The organism is Aeromonas sp. ZOR0001, from assembly GCF_000801015.1.
Classification (GTDB): Bacteria; Pseudomonadota; Gammaproteobacteria; order Enterobacterales; family Aeromonadaceae; genus Aeromonas; species Aeromonas veronii.
The window spans coordinates 30527-45677 of sequence record NZ_JRJY01000001.1 but is presented as its reverse complement, the minus strand read 5'-3'; the positions used below and the strand labels follow the sequence as shown (position 1 = coordinate 45677).

General features: G+C 60.1%; 15 protein-coding genes. 7 read left to right on the top strand and 8 right to left on the bottom strand.

Going from position 1 to position 15151, the window contains the following annotated elements:
- Window positions 1-268: 268 nt before the first annotated feature.
- A complete protein-coding gene (locus L972_RS00225; RefSeq protein ID WP_047434176.1) occupies window positions 269-2851 on the bottom strand; it encodes a bifunctional acetate--CoA ligase family protein/GNAT family N-acetyltransferase in 2583 nt (860 codons plus the stop codon).
- 73 nt (window positions 2852-2924) lie between these two features.
- Window positions 2925-3116 carry a hypothetical protein gene (locus L972_RS00220; protein WP_005339486.1) on the bottom strand — a complete coding sequence of 64 codons (192 nt, stop codon included), beginning with the start codon at window positions 3114-3116 and terminating at the stop codon, window positions 2925-2927.
- Window positions 3117-3308: 192 nt separating this feature from the next.
- On the opposite strand from L972_RS00220, the gene L972_RS00215 reads away from it, so the two are divergent.
- Window positions 3309-4169, top strand: a complete 861-nt coding sequence (locus L972_RS00215; RefSeq protein WP_047434183.1) for an ABC transporter substrate-binding protein — start codon at window positions 3309-3311, stop codon at window positions 4167-4169.
- On the opposite strand, the gene ilvY is transcribed toward L972_RS00215, so the two are convergent.
- The gene (gene ilvY, locus L972_RS00210) at window positions 4158-5051 is read right to left on the bottom strand and encodes an HTH-type transcriptional activator IlvY (RefSeq protein WP_005342097.1); all 894 of its coding nucleotides are present in this window, start codon (window positions 5049-5051) and stop codon (window positions 4158-4160) included. The two genes, L972_RS00215 and ilvY, sit on opposite strands and share 12 nt — an antisense overlap.
- 221 nt (window positions 5052-5272) lie before the next feature.
- Between ilvY and ilvC the strand changes: the two genes are divergently transcribed.
- Entirely contained in the window at window positions 5273-6754 is a 1482-nt protein-coding gene (ilvC, locus tag L972_RS00205; RefSeq protein WP_005355979.1) for a ketol-acid reductoisomerase, read from the top strand.
- Window positions 6755-6914: 160 nt separating this feature from the next.
- On the opposite strand, the gene pgi is transcribed toward ilvC, so the two are convergent.
- The 5 genes from pgi to coaBC form a co-directional block, all read right to left on the bottom strand.
- Window positions 6915-8564, bottom strand: coding sequence for a glucose-6-phosphate isomerase (pgi, locus tag L972_RS00200; protein ID WP_047434168.1), 1650 nt, complete (start codon window positions 8562-8564; stop codon window positions 6915-6917).
- 347 nt (window positions 8565-8911) lie between these two features.
- Window positions 8912-9748, bottom strand: coding sequence for a mechanosensitive ion channel domain-containing protein (locus L972_RS00195; RefSeq protein WP_047434165.1), 837 nt, complete (start codon window positions 9746-9748; stop codon window positions 8912-8914).
- 165 nt (window positions 9749-9913) lie between these two features.
- Complete coding sequence (slmA, locus tag L972_RS00190; protein WP_005339495.1) at window positions 9914-10510, bottom strand: nucleoid occlusion factor SlmA; 597 nt, start codon at window positions 10508-10510, stop codon at window positions 9914-9916.
- 69 nt (window positions 10511-10579) lie between these two features.
- Window positions 10580-11038, bottom strand: coding sequence for a dUTP diphosphatase (gene dut, locus L972_RS00185; protein ID WP_005355985.1), 459 nt, complete (start codon window positions 11036-11038; stop codon window positions 10580-10582).
- Between the two features lie 80 nt (window positions 11039-11118).
- Window positions 11119-12321 carry a bifunctional phosphopantothenoylcysteine decarboxylase/phosphopantothenate--cysteine ligase CoaBC gene (coaBC, locus tag L972_RS00180; protein WP_047434161.1) on the bottom strand — a complete coding sequence of 401 codons (1203 nt, stop codon included), beginning with the start codon at window positions 12319-12321 and terminating at the stop codon, window positions 11119-11121.
- A 147-nt stretch (window positions 12322-12468) separates the two neighbouring features.
- Between coaBC and radC the strand changes: the two genes are divergently transcribed.
- The 5 genes from radC to mutM all read left to right on the top strand — a co-directional run bounded on the left by radC (window position 12469) and on the right by mutM (window position 15081).
- Window positions 12469-13143 carry a RadC family protein gene (gene radC / locus L972_RS00175; protein WP_047434157.1) on the top strand — a complete coding sequence of 225 codons (675 nt, stop codon included), beginning with the start codon at window positions 12469-12471 and terminating at the stop codon, window positions 13141-13143.
- A 136-nt stretch (window positions 13144-13279) separates the two neighbouring features.
- Entirely contained in the window at window positions 13280-13516 is a 237-nt protein-coding gene (rpmB, locus tag L972_RS00170; RefSeq protein ID WP_005307492.1) for a 50S ribosomal protein L28, read from the top strand.
- An 11-nt stretch (window positions 13517-13527) separates the two neighbouring features.
- Window positions 13528-13695, top strand: coding sequence for a 50S ribosomal protein L33 (gene rpmG, locus L972_RS00165; RefSeq protein ID WP_005307500.1), 168 nt, complete (start codon window positions 13528-13530; stop codon window positions 13693-13695).
- Between the two features lie 93 nt (window positions 13696-13788).
- Window positions 13789-14244, top strand: a complete 456-nt coding sequence (locus tag L972_RS00160) for a hypothetical protein (RefSeq protein ID WP_047434131.1) — start codon at window positions 13789-13791, stop codon at window positions 14242-14244.
- Window positions 14245-14268: 24 nt separating this feature from the next.
- A complete protein-coding gene (gene mutM / locus L972_RS00155; protein WP_005356002.1) occupies window positions 14269-15081 on the top strand; it encodes a bifunctional DNA-formamidopyrimidine glycosylase/DNA-(apurinic or apyrimidinic site) lyase in 813 nt (270 codons plus the stop codon).
- Window positions 15082-15151: the final 70 nt, after the last annotated feature.

The following is a 15151-nucleotide window of genomic DNA, read 5'->3' as shown; positions in this document are numbered from 1 at the left end:
ACTAATTTGAAGGCCTTCCCGATTGGGAAGGCCTTTTTGCTATGGGCGGTTTGTCCATAAGACCCACAGATTTGCATACCAGAACGAACACCAAAGCCCAGTCTCACGACCGGGTTTTTGTATTTTTAGCGCCTTAAACCACCAATATCTGGCTTTTCTCTGCCAAGTAAGAGTGCCAGATAGCCAGTTATTTCCACCATTTTCGGGCTATATCCTAGCCCTATCCGTTTCATTCACAGCAATTTGAACGACTCTGCAGGTGGTCAAATCAGGCTTCTGTCGCTTGCTGGCTACAGAGCAGTTCCATATTGACCACCCCCTCTTCCATTTGCACATCGATCTTGAAGCCAAGCCGTTTGGCGAGGTTGACCATGCCGCGATTGCTGGGCATGGTCATGCCGGATAGCTGGCCAATCCCTTGCTCTTTGGCGTAGCGGATGATCTTCTCCATCATCAATTTGCCGAGACCCACCCCTTTCAGGTCAGATCGCACCAGAATGGCAAACTCGGCATCGCTCAGGTCCGGGGTCGAGATAGCGCGTACCACGCCGAGGATTTGATCCTGCAGCTCGCCATCTTGCCCCACAGCCACGAAGGCCATCTCCCGGTCGTAATCGATCTGGGTCATGCGAGCCAGCTCTTCATGGCCCAGCTCGCCTACATCGGCAAAGAAGCGTTTGTACCTGTCTTCATCGGAGACCTGCAGAACGAACTGCTTGTGAGCCGGTTCATCTTCCGGCCGGATCGGGCGCAGCAGGATATGGCGCTGATCCTTAAGCCAGGCACCCTCCTCCAGTTCGGTAGGATAGGGACGGATCGCCAGTCGGTTTCTGGTCGGGATGGTGGGGTCAGCCAGCATGAGGCTGGCATCCAGCACCACCATTTCGGCACCGCACGCCTGCAGCGGGTGCAGGTCCAGTTCCTGAATCTCAGGAAAGGCGAGCAATAGCTCGGAGAGCTGGCAGAGCACCTGACCGAGGGCATCGATATCCAGTCGCTCCGGCGTGGCCTGTTCGCGGATCTTGCGGCTCTTGAGGGCGCCGATGATCTGGTAACGGGCCAGCGCCTGATTGAGTGGCGGTAGCGCTGCAACCATCTCCTGCGGTTCCGCACCCGACTCACCCAGCAGAATGACGGGGCCAAAGATGGCGTCTTGCTGGATCCGTACCCGCAGCTCGAGGCCGCCGCTGCGGCGAGCCATCCGCTGCACCAGCAAGCCTTCGATACGGGCGCCCGGATCATGCTGTTTGACCCTGTCCAGAATGGCATCTGCAGCTTGTGCCACTTCGGCCGAGGTGCGCAGATTGAGTACCACTCCGTGTACGGCAGACTTGTGCAGGATATCGGGCGAGCGCAGTTTTACCGCCACCGGGTAGCCGATCTGCTCGGCGGTGAGGGTTGCCTCGATGGCGTCGGTGACGATCCAGGTTGGCAGGGTCGAGAGACCTGCGGCTTGCAAAATCGGGTGCACCAGATGGGTATCCAATCTTAGCTGTTTGCGCTCCTGCGCTTGGCGGATCAGCTGCTGGCACAGCTCGCCATTGAGCTGGTTGCCATGCAGGGATGCCGGGGTTTCCATCAACTGCTTCTGGTTGCGGCGGTATTCCACCATGTGCATGAAGGCGGCCATGGCGCTTTCCGGTGTGCGGTAGGTCGGGAAGCCCGCCTCGGTAAAGAGCTTGCGCCCCTCCTGCGCCGAGTACTCGCCCGCCCAGTTGGTGAGGATATTGAAACGGCGCGCTCTGGGATGCTGCTTCAGATGGGCGATAAGATGGCTTGCCAGCGGCGCGCTCGGTGCCGTGAGCGAGGGGGCGTGGATGATCAGGATGGCGTCGATGCCATCTTCCTGCAACACGCTGTCCAGTGCCTCCTGATAGGTGGTGATGGTCGCATCGCTGCCGATGTCGAGCGGCGGGCGAGCCAGCTTGCCGCCCCGCTCCAGCAGCACATCCACCGCCATATTGGCCAGCCCGCGGCCGTTGGAGATGATGGCGAGCCGCTCTCCCTTGAGGGTCATGGAGTGGCTCAAGGTTTCTACCGCGGCAAACAGTTCGTGGGTATCCCGTACCCGCAACATGCCGGCGCGACGGATGGCGGCATCATAGACATTGTCGAGACCGTGGGCCGGATCGTGGCGCCCGCTTTTCAGTACCAGGATCGGCTTGTTGCGCGAGGCTGCCCGCGCTGCCGAGAGAAAGTGGCGGGCGTCGTGCAACTTGTCCATGTAGATCAAAATGGCGCGGGTGACGCTGTCGCGGGAGAGCTGATCCAGCAGCTGGCCGAAGTCGATGTCGCAGTGATCGCCAAGGGAGATGAAGGCGGAGAAGCCCAGTTCATGCTGCTTGGCCCAATCCAGAATGGTGGTGCTGACGGCGGCGGATTGCGAGAGAAAGGCGACCTGCCCCGGCTTGGCAGCAATGGGTGAAAAGCTGGCGTTGATCCCTTGGCCGGGCAGCAGCATCCCCATGCTGTTGGGGCCGAGCAGGCGAATGTCATATTGCTGGCAGACCCGTTTCAGCTCCAGTCGCTCCTCGGGGGAAAAGTCGGCGGCCAGTATGATGGCCGCCCCCGCCCCCTTCTGGCCAAGCGCTTCCAGCAACGGCAAGACCCGCTCCCGCCTGGTGCAGATGATGGCGAGATCCGGGGTTAGCGGCAGGCTGGCAATATCGGGATAGGCCAGCACGCCGGCGATGGACTTGTTGCGCGGGGTGACAGGGAGGATGGGCCCTTTGAACTGGCCCGCCAGCAGGTGGCGCACGATCACATGACCCGCCTTGAGCGGGTCGGTCGAGGCGCCGATCACGGCGATTGAGTGGGGTTTGAACAGCCGATCCAGACCGCTTGCTTTCATGGGCACTCCCGACAAAAGGGGGAAGATACCAGTCTAATACGCCTTTGCTGCGGGTTCTGTGACCGGATCCTGATCACCGTTTGTTGAGGGCATTGGCACGCAGATAAAAGCGCAGTTCGCCCTGCACCCGGCGAATGGCTCCCAGGTGGCGTTCCTGCAGATAGATATCCTGCTCCCGATCGAGAGCCGTACTGGGCACGCCCATGCTCTGCAGATACTCGTCAAACAGGGTTGAACCCTTGATCTCTACCAGATGCTGTTTCATGGCTCTCCTCCCTGCGCCTTGGCGTTTGTTGATGAACGCCCAGTCTGCGATGACCTGCCGGGTTTGCCTATTGTCACTTTTGACACGAGATTTGACACGAGAGCGCTCACACATCTTTCAGAGAGGGCGCCGTTGAGGTACTGGCGGGCGTTATAGTATGGCGAGGAGCACGAGGCACGGATGGTGCACGGGATGATCAGAGTCTGGTGGTGGTGCATGGCACTGTGGACGGTTGGCGTATCGGCAGCCGAGCAGCCTATCCGCGCCTGGAATCTGCTGCTGGATCATCCCAACCCCGCCGTCGTCCAGTTGCTGCGCCTCTCCCTCGATCTCACCGTGCCCGAATATGGCCCCTACCAGCTGGTCTCCAGCCCGCAGATGGAGCAGGGGCGGGCGGTGAAGGAGCTGCGCAGCGGCGAGCTGGTTCAGGTCGGTGTTTTTGCCCCCGATGGTGCGCGAGAGCGGGAGTTGCTGGCAATCCACATTCCGCTGGCCAAGGGGCTGCTAGGGTGGCGGGTGTGTCTGGTCCGGCAGGGGGATGAGGGGCGTTTTGCCGCGATCGGATCGTTGGCGGACTGGCATCGCGCCGGGCTCTCCATCGGTCAGCATAGATCCTGGCCAGACACCCAGTTGCTGCGGGCTAACGGCCTCAAGGTGACGGTGGGCAATCTTTATGAGGCGCTCTTCAACATGCTGCGCAAGAAGCGCTTTGACTGCTTCCTGCGTTCGGTCATCGAGATCGAGGATGAGCTCAGGCAGCATCCGGATCTCGCCATCGAGCCCCGTCTGGTGTTTCGCTATCCGCTGGCGCTGCTGTTTTTCGTCTCGCCAAAATATCCGGAGCTGGCGCAGCGCATCGAGCTCGGCCTGCTGCGGGCGCGGCAGTCTGGTGCTTTTGACCGGGTCTTTGAAGAGGGATTTGGCAGCACCATTCGGCGGCTGAAACTGGATGAGCGGGTGCGCCTCGAGCTGCACAACCCCGACTTGCCGCTGCCCAGCCGTATGATGATGGCCGATCCGGCCCTTATCTATAAACCGGTGTCAGCGCAGTGAGCCCTGATTCTGCGCGGTATCCCAGAAGGCGCGGATCAGCGGTTCTTCCAGCCGCTTCTTGAGCACCCCGATCCCCACATCAAATGGCTTGAAGGCGGGTTTGAGGTCGATGATCCGCACCTTGTCGCCGAGCGGGCTGTGGTCGATCACCGCCGCCGGCACCAGTCCCACGCCACAGCCGAGCGCCACCATGGCGACGATCCCCTCGTTACCCGCCACTTCGGCGTAGATGTTGGGGGCTATTCCCTTGTTGCGAAACCACTGATCGCTGCGTTTGCGGGCCAAGCCCTGCTCGGAGAGGATGACTGGCAGTTGCTCCCAATCCGGCTCCCCCTGACGGAACCACTGGTTCAGTTGCGGGGCGTTGCGCGGCGCGATAAAGACCAGCGGTACCAGTTGAAGGCTGGCGAACTCCAGCTTGGCGGGCAGGGCATCGGGACGGGCGGCGATGGCGAGATCGGCCTCGTCGGCCAGGATTTTGTCCACCGCCAGCGCCGGGTCGCCGGTCTCCAGCTTGATCTCCAGCTGGGGGTAGCGGCGGCGAAAGCGTTCCAGTACCTCGGGCAGCAGAAAGTAACTGGCGGTGACCGAGCAGAAGACTCGCAGACGCCCCTGCAGCGGTTCATCGCTGCGTTTGAGCTCCTGCTTGAGCTGACGCCACTCCTGCAACAGGCCGCCGCCGAATTCGCGCAGCTTCTCGCCGGCGGGGGTGAGCCGTACCGAGCGGTTGTCCCGCTCGAACAGGATGCAGCCTGTCTCCTGCTCCAGCCGCTGGATGGCGCGGCTCAGGGTGGAAGGGCTGACCGCCATGGCATCGGCGCTTTTGCCGAAATGAAGGGAGTCGGCGAGGTGGAGAAACAGCTCGAGATTGCGAAGGTCCATCTTTCAGCTCCTGGCGCGGCTTGTGTGCCCGATATCCAGCGGTTGGCGGCTTGTTTCTGCCATCTCGCGGTACATTCAGCAGGCAATTATGAAGGGTGATCGTTTCAGTTATTGCAACGTACTATTTCGAATATATCAGTTCAGGCAATAAGTGTCCCGCGCTATAGTGGTTCAGACAACGCCGCTATCCGGCATGGAATCAATCGAACGGAGCAATCACCATGGCTAACTATTTCAACACCTTGAACCTGCGTCAGCAGTTGGCCCAACTGGGCAAGTGTCGTTTCATGCAGCGCGAAGAGTTCGCGGACGGCTGCAACGTGCTGAAGGGCAAGAAGGTGGTGATTGTGGGCTGTGGTGCCCAGGGTCTGAACCAGGGTCTGAACATGCGCGACTCCGGGCTGGATATCTCCTACGCCCTGCGCAAGGCCGCCATCACCGAGAAGCGCGCCTCCTGGCAGAAAGCCACCGACAACGGCTTCGCGGTCGGCACCTATGAAGAGCTGATCCCGACCGCCGATCTGGTGCTGAACCTGACTCCGGACAAGCAGCACTCCGACGTGGTGAAGACCGTGATGCCGCTGATGAAGCAAGGCGCCGCGCTGGGCTACTCCCACGGCTTCAACGTGGTGGAAGAGGGTCAGCAGATCCGTTCTGACATCACGGTCGTGATGGTGGCGCCCAAGTGCCCGGGTACCGAAGTGCGTGAAGAGTACAAGCGTGGCTTTGGTGTACCGACCCTGATCGCCGTTCACCCGGAAAATGACCCGAAAGGTGAAGGCATGGCCATCGCCAAGGCGTGGGCCTCTGCCACCGGCGGCGACCGTGCCGGGGTGCTGGAATCCTCCTTCGTGGCGGAAGTGAAATCCGACCTGATGGGCGAGCAGACCATCCTCTGCGGCATGCTGCAGGCCGGTTCCCTGCTCTGCTACGACAAGCTGGTTGCCGAAGGCACAGACCCGGCCTACGCCGGCAAGCTGATCCAGTTCGGCTGGGAGACCATCACCGAAGCCCTGAAACAGGGTGGCATCAGCCTGATGATGGATCGCCTCTCCAACCCGGCCAAGCTGCGCGCCTTCGAGCTCTCCGAGCAGCTCAAGACCCTGATGCGCCCGCTGTTCGAGAAGCACATGGATGACATCATTGCCGGTGAGTTCTCCCGCGGCATGATGGCCGACTGGGCCGAAGATGACGTCAAACTGTTCACCTGGCGTGAAGAGACCGGCAAGTCCGCCTTCGAAAACGCCCCGGCGTTCGCTGGCAAGATTGCCGAGCAGGAGTACTTTGACAATGGCGTGGTGATGGTGGCCATGGTCAAGGCGGGTGTCGAGCTGGCGTTCGAGACCATGGTGGCTTCCGGTATCTACGAGGAGTCTGCCTACTACGAATCCCTGCACGAGTTGCCGTTGATCGCCAACACCGTTGCCCGCAAGCGCCTGTACGAGATGAACGTGGTTATTTCCGACACCGCTGAGTACGGTAACTACCTGTTCGCCAACGCTGCCGTGCCCTTGCTGCGCGAGCACTTCATGCCGACCCTGAAAGCGGGCGATCTGGGTGCCAGCAAGGCGGAAGGGCAGAGCGTCGACAACCTGGCGCTGCTGGCGGCCAACGAAGCGACCCGCAACCACCCGATCGAAAAAATCGGCCAGGTACTGCGTGGCTACATGAAGGACATGAAACGCATCGCCGTTGGCGGTTAAGCAAGCATCGGGCTGGATGATGAAGGGGCGGGGATGACGATCCCCGTCGCCGGTCGGACTGGACACCCGACCGGCCCGCCAGAAAACCCAGCCCGACAGCCATAAATAAAAAAGCCCCGCTCATCGAGCGGGGCTTTTGCATTCAGAAAGGCCGGATAAATCAGGCTTTCCACGCTTTCCAGGTGTTGATCAGACCGTTGGTGGAGCAGTCGTGGCTGGTGACAGCCTCGTTGTTGCCCAGCTCCGGCAGGATCTTGTTGGCCAGCTGTTTGCCCAGCTCCACGCCCCACTGGTCGAAGCTGAAGATGTTCCAGATTGCGCCCTGCACGAAGATCTTGTGTTCGTACATGGCGATCAGGGCACCCAGGGTTTTCGGGGTCAGGCTCTTGAACAGGATGGAGTTGGTCGGGCGGTTGCCTTCGAACACCTTGAACGGCACCAGATCCTTGACCTGCTCCAGGGTTTTGCCAGCAGCCAAGAACTCGGCTTCGACCTCTTCCTTGCTCTTGCCGAAGGCCAGTGCCTCGGTCTGGGCGAAGAAGTTGGCCAGCAGTTTCGGGTGGTGGTCACCGATCGGGTTGTGGCTGATGGCCGGCGCCAGGAAGTCACAGGGGATCAGCTTGGTGCCCTGATGGATCAGCTGGTAGAAAGCGTGCTGGCCGTTGGTGCCCGGCTCACCCCAGATGATGGGGCCAGTCTGGTAGTCAACCGGCTTGCCGTTACGATCCACGTACTTGCCGTTGGACTCCATGTTGCCCTGCTGGAAGTAGGCAGGGAAGCGGTGCATATACTGGTCGTACGGCAGAATGGCTTCGGACTCGGCACCGTAGAAGTTGTTGTACCACAGGCCGATCAGCGCCAGCAGTACCGGCACGTTCTGCTCATAGGAGGCAGTAGCGAAGTGCATGTCCATCTCGAAAGCGCCTTGCAGCAGGGCTTCGAAGTTCTCGAAACCGACAGACAGGGCGATGGGCATGCCGATGGCAGACCAGGAGGAGTAGCGGCCGCCAACCCAGTCCCAGAACTCGAACATGTTGTTGGTGTCGATGCCGAACTCGGCCACGGCCTTGCCGTTGGTGGAGAGGGCAGCGAAGTGCTTGGCAACGTGGGCCTTGTCACCGGCGATGTTGATGAACCAGTCGCGGGCGGTCAGGGCGTTGGTCATGGTCTCCTGGGTGGTGAAGGTCTTGGAGGCCACCAGGAACAGTGTGGTTTCCGGATCGATCTTCTTCAGGGTCTCGGCGATGTGGGTGCCATCGACGTTGGAGACGAAGTGCATCTGCAGGTGGTTTTTGTAGGGACGCAGTGCCTCGGTGATCATTACCGGGCCCAGATCTGAGCCACCGATACCGATATTGACCACGTGCTGGATCGCTTTACCGGTGTAGCCTTTCCACTCGCCGGAGATGATTTTCTCGCAGAAGCCTTTCATCTTGGCCAGTACGGCGTTCACTTCCGGCATCACGTCTTTGCCGTCGCACTCGATGGGGCGGTCGGAGCGGTTGCGCAGGGCCACGTGCAGTACGGAGCGGCCTTCGGTCATGTTGATCTTGTCGCCATTGAACATGGCATCGATCGAGCTGCGAAGATCGGTCTCTTTGGCCAGATCAACCAGCAACTTGAGGGTTTCTTCGGTGATCAGGTTCTTCGAGTAATCAACCAGGATGTCGCCGCCGAAGGTAAGGGAAAACTTGTCAAAGCGCTTCGGGTCCTGCGCGAACAGATCCTTGAGTCGGGTCTCTTTGTTTGCTGCAAAGTGGGCTTCCAGTGCCTGCCAGGCCTGGGTTTGGGTTGGATTGATATTTTTCATAGGATTCCTGAAATGCCAAGTTGTGTTTGAACCTTGCAGGCAAGGTCCCGCCAAACCTTATTATCCGAGCATTATAGCGAGCCGATCGGGCGGCCCGTGTAACAGATTTTTACCGATTGTCTTTTACCGCAATGGGTCACTGCCGGGAGCATACAACCAGAACATTGGGATTATGTGTCACGAAAGCAAGGCGGATCTTGCGCTTGCTCATGATTGGGGCCACCCCGATAGCCTGAAATTGTTTTCATCCGGTTGGCGTGGTTATGCATCGATATGGCCATGGGCTGGGGCCAGAAACGACAATGCCAGCCCGAAGGCTGGCATTGTCTGTTGCAGCAGAACCGCGATCACGCCTGCGGTTTTTGCATGTGCATCACCATCTGCGGGAAGGGGATCTCGATGCCTTCGGCATCAAAGGTCAGTTTCACATTCTCGTGGAAGTCGAACCAGACACCCCAGTAGTCAGCGGTTTTCACCCAGGGGCGCACCACGATATTGACCGAGGAGTCGGCCAGCGCGGCAACGGCGATGGTAGCGGCCGGATCTTTCAGGATGCGCGGCTCTTCGCTTACCAGACGCTCGAGGATCTGTTTGGCCTTGCGCAGGTCAGAGCCGTAGCCGATGCCAAAGGTCATATCGACGCGGCGGGTATCCATACGCGAGTAGTTGACGATGGTGCCGTTGAGGATGGCGGAGTTCGGGACTACCACCATCTTGTTGTCACCGGAGGTGAGGGCGGTGGTAAAGAGCTGAACGGACTGCACCACACCCGCGGTGCCCGCCACTTCGATAAACTCGCCCGCCTTGATGGGGCGGAAGATAATCAGCAGGAAGCCGGCAGCGAAGTTGGAGAGCGAGCCTTGCAGCGCCAGACCGATGGCCAGACCGGCGGCACCGATAATGGCGACGAAGGAGGCGGTCTGCACGCCGACACGGCCCAGCGCGGCGATCACTACGAACACCAGGATGGCGTATTTGAGGATGCTGCCGACGAAGTGGGTGACTGTGGTGTCCAGCTTGCGGGCCTGCATCACCTTGACCACGCCACCGCTGATGAGGTTGGCAGCGATATAGCCGACCAGCAGGGTCAACAGGGCGGCGGCGATATTGACGCCGTATTCGATCAGCAGTCCCTGATTATTGACCAGCCAGGTCTGCGCTTCGGTAATGATTTCGGGTTCCATAGGATGTCCTTTCGGGTGCTAAAGGTTTATGGCGCATGAATCTAACATCGCAGCGCGACAGTCCGGGTCGCATCTGGTGCTTATTTTACTGCCATAAAAAGCTGCCACAAAAAAGAAGGGAGGCCAAGGCCTCCCTTCTTCATGCTCGGTGAAAAGCGCTGCCGCTCAGCTTTGCAGCAGCTGGCTGCGGATAAACTGCCACTGATCCTCGAAGCCGGCGGTGGGCTTGAGCTTGAACTCGGAACGGACAAACTGGCTGATGCGGCCCTCGGTATAGGCCAGCAGCAGATTGGCCAGCATGGTCTCGTCGAGCTGGAAGCCTTGACCCTCGCGCAGCCGCTTCTCGCGCAGCACCTGTTTGATCTGGGTCTCCAGCTTGTCGAACAGGATGCTGATGCGATCCCGCAGCCGATCGTGCTCACCCAGCAGGGCGTCGCCATTGAGGATGCGGGTGATGCCGGGATTGCGCTCGGCGAACACCAGCAGCAGCTGCAGGATATGGTGGCAGCGCGCCATGGTGTCCTTCTCTTCCGCCATGATCAGATTGACCCGTGACAGCAGGGAATCCTCGATAAAGTCGATCAGCCCCTCGAACATCCGCGCCTTGCTGGGAAAATGTCGATAGAGGGCTGCTTCAGAGACGCCGACCTCGGCCGCCAGACGGGCCGTGGTGATGCGCTGACCCGGACTGGTTTCCAGCATATGGGCGAGCGCCTGCAGGATCTGATCGCGCCGACTCTGTTTCTGATTACTGCTTGCCATGGATTCCCCTAAAAAAAACAATGGCTTGATTCTATTATTAGGCACCGCCCATCGGGCTGGTGTGGTCTGTTATTGGCGACCAGAAGAACCAAAACCGCCTTCACCCCGTTCGCTCTGATTGAACTCATCGACCAGTTGGAAGCTGGCCTGAACCACCGGCATGATCACCAGCTGGGCGATGCGCTCGCCGGGTTGCATGGTGAACTCATCCTTGCCGCGGTTCCAGACCGAAACCATCAGCTGACCCTGGTAATCGGAATCGATGAGACCGACCAGGTTGCCCAGCACGATGCCGTGCTTATGGCCGAGGCCGGAGCGGGGCAGGATGGTGGCACACAGACCCGGATCCTGGATGTGAATGGCCAGACCGGTCGGCACCAGGGTGGTATCACCCGGAGCCAGAGTCAGCGGTGCATCCAGCAGTGCGCGCAGATCCATGCCGGCAGAGCCCGGTGTGGCGTAGGCGGGCAGCGGGAACTCGGTACCGATACGGGCATCCAGAATCTTCAGTTCAATTTGTGTAGTCATGAATCGCTTTTTCAGTTGGATCTTGTATTGGCGTCCCTCTTGGCAGGCGGGGCGCCGTGAGTCTTGTTCTTTCGGGACGCTCAGTGCCGGTAGTGGCGTGCAATCAGGGCGATCAGGTGACGGGCCAGCGTCAGCTTGTCGGCCAGCGGCAGCGGGGCCTGGCCCCCTTGCCAGAACACGGTCAGGGCGTTGTCATCGGCGTTGAAGCCCTGCCCCTCGCGGGACACATCGTTGGCGGCGATCATGTCCAGCCGCTTACGCTGCAACTTGTCGAGGGCGTATTGTTCCACATCCACGGTTTCGGCGGCAAATCCGACGGTGAAGGGTTTGTCTGAACGGGAACCAACGGCCGCGATGATGTCGGGGTTTTTCACCAGCTTCACCACCATCTGGTCGTTGTCGCCGGTTTTCTTGATCTTCTGGCTGGCGACCTGCTCGGGGCGATAGTCGGCCACCGCCGCGCAGCCGATGAAGAGGTCGCACTCGCCGACCCGGCTCATCACCGCCTGATGCATCTGCTCGGCGCTCTCCACATCGATGCGGGTGACTCCAGCAGGCGTCGCCAGCGTCACCGGGCCGCTCACCAGCGTCACTTCGGCGCCTGCTTCACGGGCAGCTCGGGCGATGGCGTAGCCCATCTTGCCGGAGCTGTGGTTGCTGATGTAGCGCACCGGATCCAGTGCCTCGCGGGTTGGTCCTGCGGTGAGCAGCAGCTTGACGCCTGCCAGCAAGGGCTCGGCGGCCAGCTGCTGGCAGCAGCGATCCACCAGTTCGAGGGGGTCCAGCATCCGCCCCGGGCCCACATCGCCACAGGCCTGGCTGCCGGCATCCGGCCCCCACAGCAGAATGCCGCGGCTGGCCAGGGTCTTGAGGTTGGCCTGGGTTGCCGCGTTGAGATACATCTGCTGGTTCATTGCTGGTGCCAGCGCGATGGGCGCCGGAGTGGCCAGACAGAGGGTGGTCAGCAGTTCGTCGGCCATGCCTGCAGCCATCCGCGCCATCAGGTTGGCGCTGGCGGGGGCGATCAGCACCAGATCGGCCCACTTGGCCAGCTCGATATGGCCCATGCCCGCTTCGGCGGAGGGATCCAGCAGGCTGTAGGCCACCGGATGACCGGAGACCGCCTGCAGGGTCAGCGGGGTGATGAACTCCTTGGCGGAGCGGGTCATCACCACCCGCACTTCGGCGCCCTGATCTTTCAGGCGGCGTACCAGCTCGGCACTCTTGTAGGCGGCGATCCCGCCACTGACACCCAACAGGATGCGTTTATCGGCCAATCTCATCTGCTGTTTCTCTATCCGGCTCATTCTGACTGGTCGGCTAAGATACCACAGGCAATGGATGACGACAGGGGTTGGCATCAAGGGGTGTGGTCGGGCGCGCGCAATTTTTTGCTATGTTTTTTCTCAACAGGGATGAGGGAGAGACAAATGAGCATCAAAGAGTGGCCGGAAGATGAACGCCCCAGAGAGAAGCTGCTGCGTCAGGGGCCTGCTGTGCTCTCCGATGCCGAGCTGCTCGCCATCTTTTTGCGCACCGGCGTGAATGGCCTGAGTGCAGTGGATCTTTCACGTAATCTATTGAATCAATTCGGCTCTTTGCGCAGCTTGCTGGGCGCGGATCAGCGGGCATTCTGCGAGGCGCACGGCCTTGGCCCGGCCAAATATGCCCAGTTGCAGGCGGTGCTGGAGATGGCCAGACGCCATCTGGCCGAGCAGCTGCAACGGGGCGATGCCCTCACCTCGCCCCAGCTGACCCGCGACTATCTGCAGGCCCAGCTGCGGGATCGGCCGCGCGAGGTGTTTGCCCTGCTGCTGCTCGACAATCAGCACAGAGTCATTCAATTTGTTGAGCTTTTTTTCGGCACAATCGATTCGGCGAGCGTCTGGCCAAGAGAAATCGTGCAGATCGCGCTCAAACATAATGCAGCCGCGGTGATTCTGGCGCATAATCACCCGTCCGGCGTCGCCGAGCCCAGCAGGGCCGACCGCCAGATCACGGATCGGATCACGGCCGCTTTGGCCCTGATCGATATCAGAGTGCTGGATCACTTGGTGATCGGTGATGGCATCACGGTTTCTTTTGCCGAGCGCGGTTGGCTATAACTGTGCTCTGGCACCGTATTAGTTGATCTTTGATCACGGATGCTGTATAAAATGCCGCCTTCTGTTTGCCCCGCAATCGAAGGCCAGCGGGGCAGATATTTGCTCGAGCAATGAAGTAAGATTTGGAGAGACTGACATGTCTAGAGTATGCCAAGTAACCGGCAAGCGCCCGGCAGTTGGTAACAACCGTTCGCACGCTAACAACGCCACCAAGCGTCGTTTCCTGCCGAACCTGCACACTCACCGTTTCTGGGTTGAGAGTGAAAAACGCTTCGTAAGCCTGCGCGTATCCGCAAAAGGCATGCGTATCATCGACAAGCGTGGCGTTGAAGTGGTTCTGGCTGAACTGCGCGCCAGCGGTGTTAAGGTATAAGGAATTAGATCATGGCTAAAGGTATTCGCGAGAAAATTCGCCTGAACTCCAGCGCCGGTACTGGTCACTTCTATACCACTACCAAAAACAAGCGCACCATGCCCGAAAAAATGGAGATCAAAAAGTTTGATCCCGTTGTTCGTCAGCATGTGATCTACAAGGAAGGCAAAATCAAGTAATTACTTGATGCTGCATTCCCAAAAACCCGGCTTCGTGCCGGGTTTTTTTATGCGCCGAATTCAGTACACTGCCGGTTCAAAGGGAGGCTTGCCATGTTCAAATTGAGCCGCAAAGGCTGGAATAACGTGATCATTGTGGTGGTGCTGATCGTGATCACCCTGTTGCATCGTATGGAGACTGCCCAGCAGGAGAACAGCGTCAAGCGGGCTCGCCCCTTGTTGCCGGATGCGGCCGTGGTGCTCACCTGGCAGGGGCCGAGCTGGCAGATTGAGCGGATTGGTCAGGGCTGGCGCAGCGCGCCGGATCTGGGGCTCGACACGGCTCAGCTGGATGCCCGTCTGGCGCGCTGGCAGAGCTGGTTGCTGCCCCCCGGCGAGGTGGTGCGCGGCACCCCGGTGGCCATCAAGGTGTGGATTGCCGGCCAGAGCGATCCGGTCGAGATCGGCCTCTATCAGAACAGCGGCCAATATGGCGCTCAGCTGCCCTCCGGTCTCTGGCTCGCCCTCACTGCCGAACAGTATCGCGATCTGCTGCGCCCTGCCCCCTGATTCCCTTTTCCTTGCGAGGTGCCCATGCCTGAATTGCCAGAAGTTGAAGTCAGCCGTCAGGGGATCTCCCCCTGGCTTACCGGTATCAAGGTGACGCGCGTGGTGGTGCGGGATGGCCGCCTGCGCTGGCCGATCCCCGGTGAAATTCAGGAGCTGGTGGATCTCACCATCCATCGGGTGCGTCGCCGTGCCAAATACCTGTTGCTGGAGACCGATTTCGGCACCGCCATCCTTCATCTGGGGATGTCCGGCAGCCTGCGTGTACTGGATATCGGCACCCCGGCCGAGAAGCACGACCACGTGGATATCGAGCTGGAGAATGGCAAGCTGCTGCGGCTCAACGATCCGCGCCGCTTCGGCGCCCTGTTGTGGACCCGGGAACCGGCCGAAGCCCACGCGCTGCTCGCCAAGCTGGGGCCAGAGCCGCTCACCGATGCCTTCAGTGCTGATTACCTGCAGGGGCGCGCCAAGGGGCGTAGCACCGCCATCAAACAGTTCCTGATGGACAATCAGGTGGTGGTCGGGGTGGGCAACATCTACGCCAACGAGGCGCTCTATGCTGCCGGCATTCACCCCAAACGGGCGGTGGGCAATATCAGTGCCGAGCGGCTGGGAACCCTGGTGGCCGAGATCAAGCGCGTGTTGGCCGAGGCGATTCGCCAGGGCGGCACTACCCTCAAGGATTTCACCAGTGCCGATGGTAAGCCGGGCTATTTCGTGCAGCAGTTGCAGGTCTACGGCCGTGGCGGTCAGCCCTGTTTCCACTGCCACACCCTGCTGACCGAGACAAGAATGGGCCAGCGCACCACGGTTTTTTGCAGTCATTGCCAGCGCTGAGCGCACTTTTTGCCCCGATCCGGGGGAAGTTGTAACAGCGTATTTCCACTCTGTTGAAGATTTGCACAGC

Coding starts and splice junctions, on each gene's coding strand:
- radC (WP_047434157.1), top strand. CDS start 12,469: ATGAGCATCAAAGAGTGGCCGGAAGATGAACGCCCCAGAGAGAAGCTG.
- pgi (WP_047434168.1), bottom strand. CDS start 8,564: ATGAAAAATATCAATCCAACCCAAACCCAGGCCTGGCAGGCACTGGAA.
- L972_RS00225 (WP_047434176.1), bottom strand. CDS start 2,851: ATGAAAGCAAGCGGTCTGGATCGGCTGTTCAAACCCCACTCAATCGCC.
- dut (WP_005355985.1), bottom strand. CDS start 11,038: ATGACTACACAAATTGAACTGAAGATTCTGGATGCCCGTATCGGTACC.
- rpmB (WP_005307492.1), top strand. CDS start 13,280: ATGTCTAGAGTATGCCAAGTAACCGGCAAGCGCCCGGCAGTTGGTAAC.
- L972_RS00220 (WP_005339486.1), bottom strand. CDS start 3,116: ATGAAACAGCATCTGGTAGAGATCAAGGGTTCAACCCTGTTTGACGAG.
- rpmG (WP_005307500.1), top strand. CDS start 13,528: ATGGCTAAAGGTATTCGCGAGAAAATTCGCCTGAACTCCAGCGCCGGT.
- L972_RS00215 (WP_047434183.1), top strand. CDS start 3,309: ATGATCAGAGTCTGGTGGTGGTGCATGGCACTGTGGACGGTTGGCGTA.
- L972_RS00195 (WP_047434165.1), bottom strand. CDS start 9,748: ATGGAACCCGAAATCATTACCGAAGCGCAGACCTGGCTGGTCAATAAT.
- mutM (WP_005356002.1), top strand. CDS start 14,269: ATGCCTGAATTGCCAGAAGTTGAAGTCAGCCGTCAGGGGATCTCCCCC.
- ilvY (WP_005342097.1), bottom strand. CDS start 5,051: ATGGACCTTCGCAATCTCGAGCTGTTTCTCCACCTCGCCGACTCCCTT.
- ilvC (WP_005355979.1), top strand. CDS start 5,273: ATGGCTAACTATTTCAACACCTTGAACCTGCGTCAGCAGTTGGCCCAA.
- slmA (WP_005339495.1), bottom strand. CDS start 10,510: ATGGCAAGCAGTAATCAGAAACAGAGTCGGCGCGATCAGATCCTGCAG.
- L972_RS00160 (WP_047434131.1), top strand. CDS start 13,789: ATGTTCAAATTGAGCCGCAAAGGCTGGAATAACGTGATCATTGTGGTG.
- coaBC (WP_047434161.1), bottom strand. CDS start 12,321: ATGAGATTGGCCGATAAACGCATCCTGTTGGGTGTCAGTGGCGGGATC.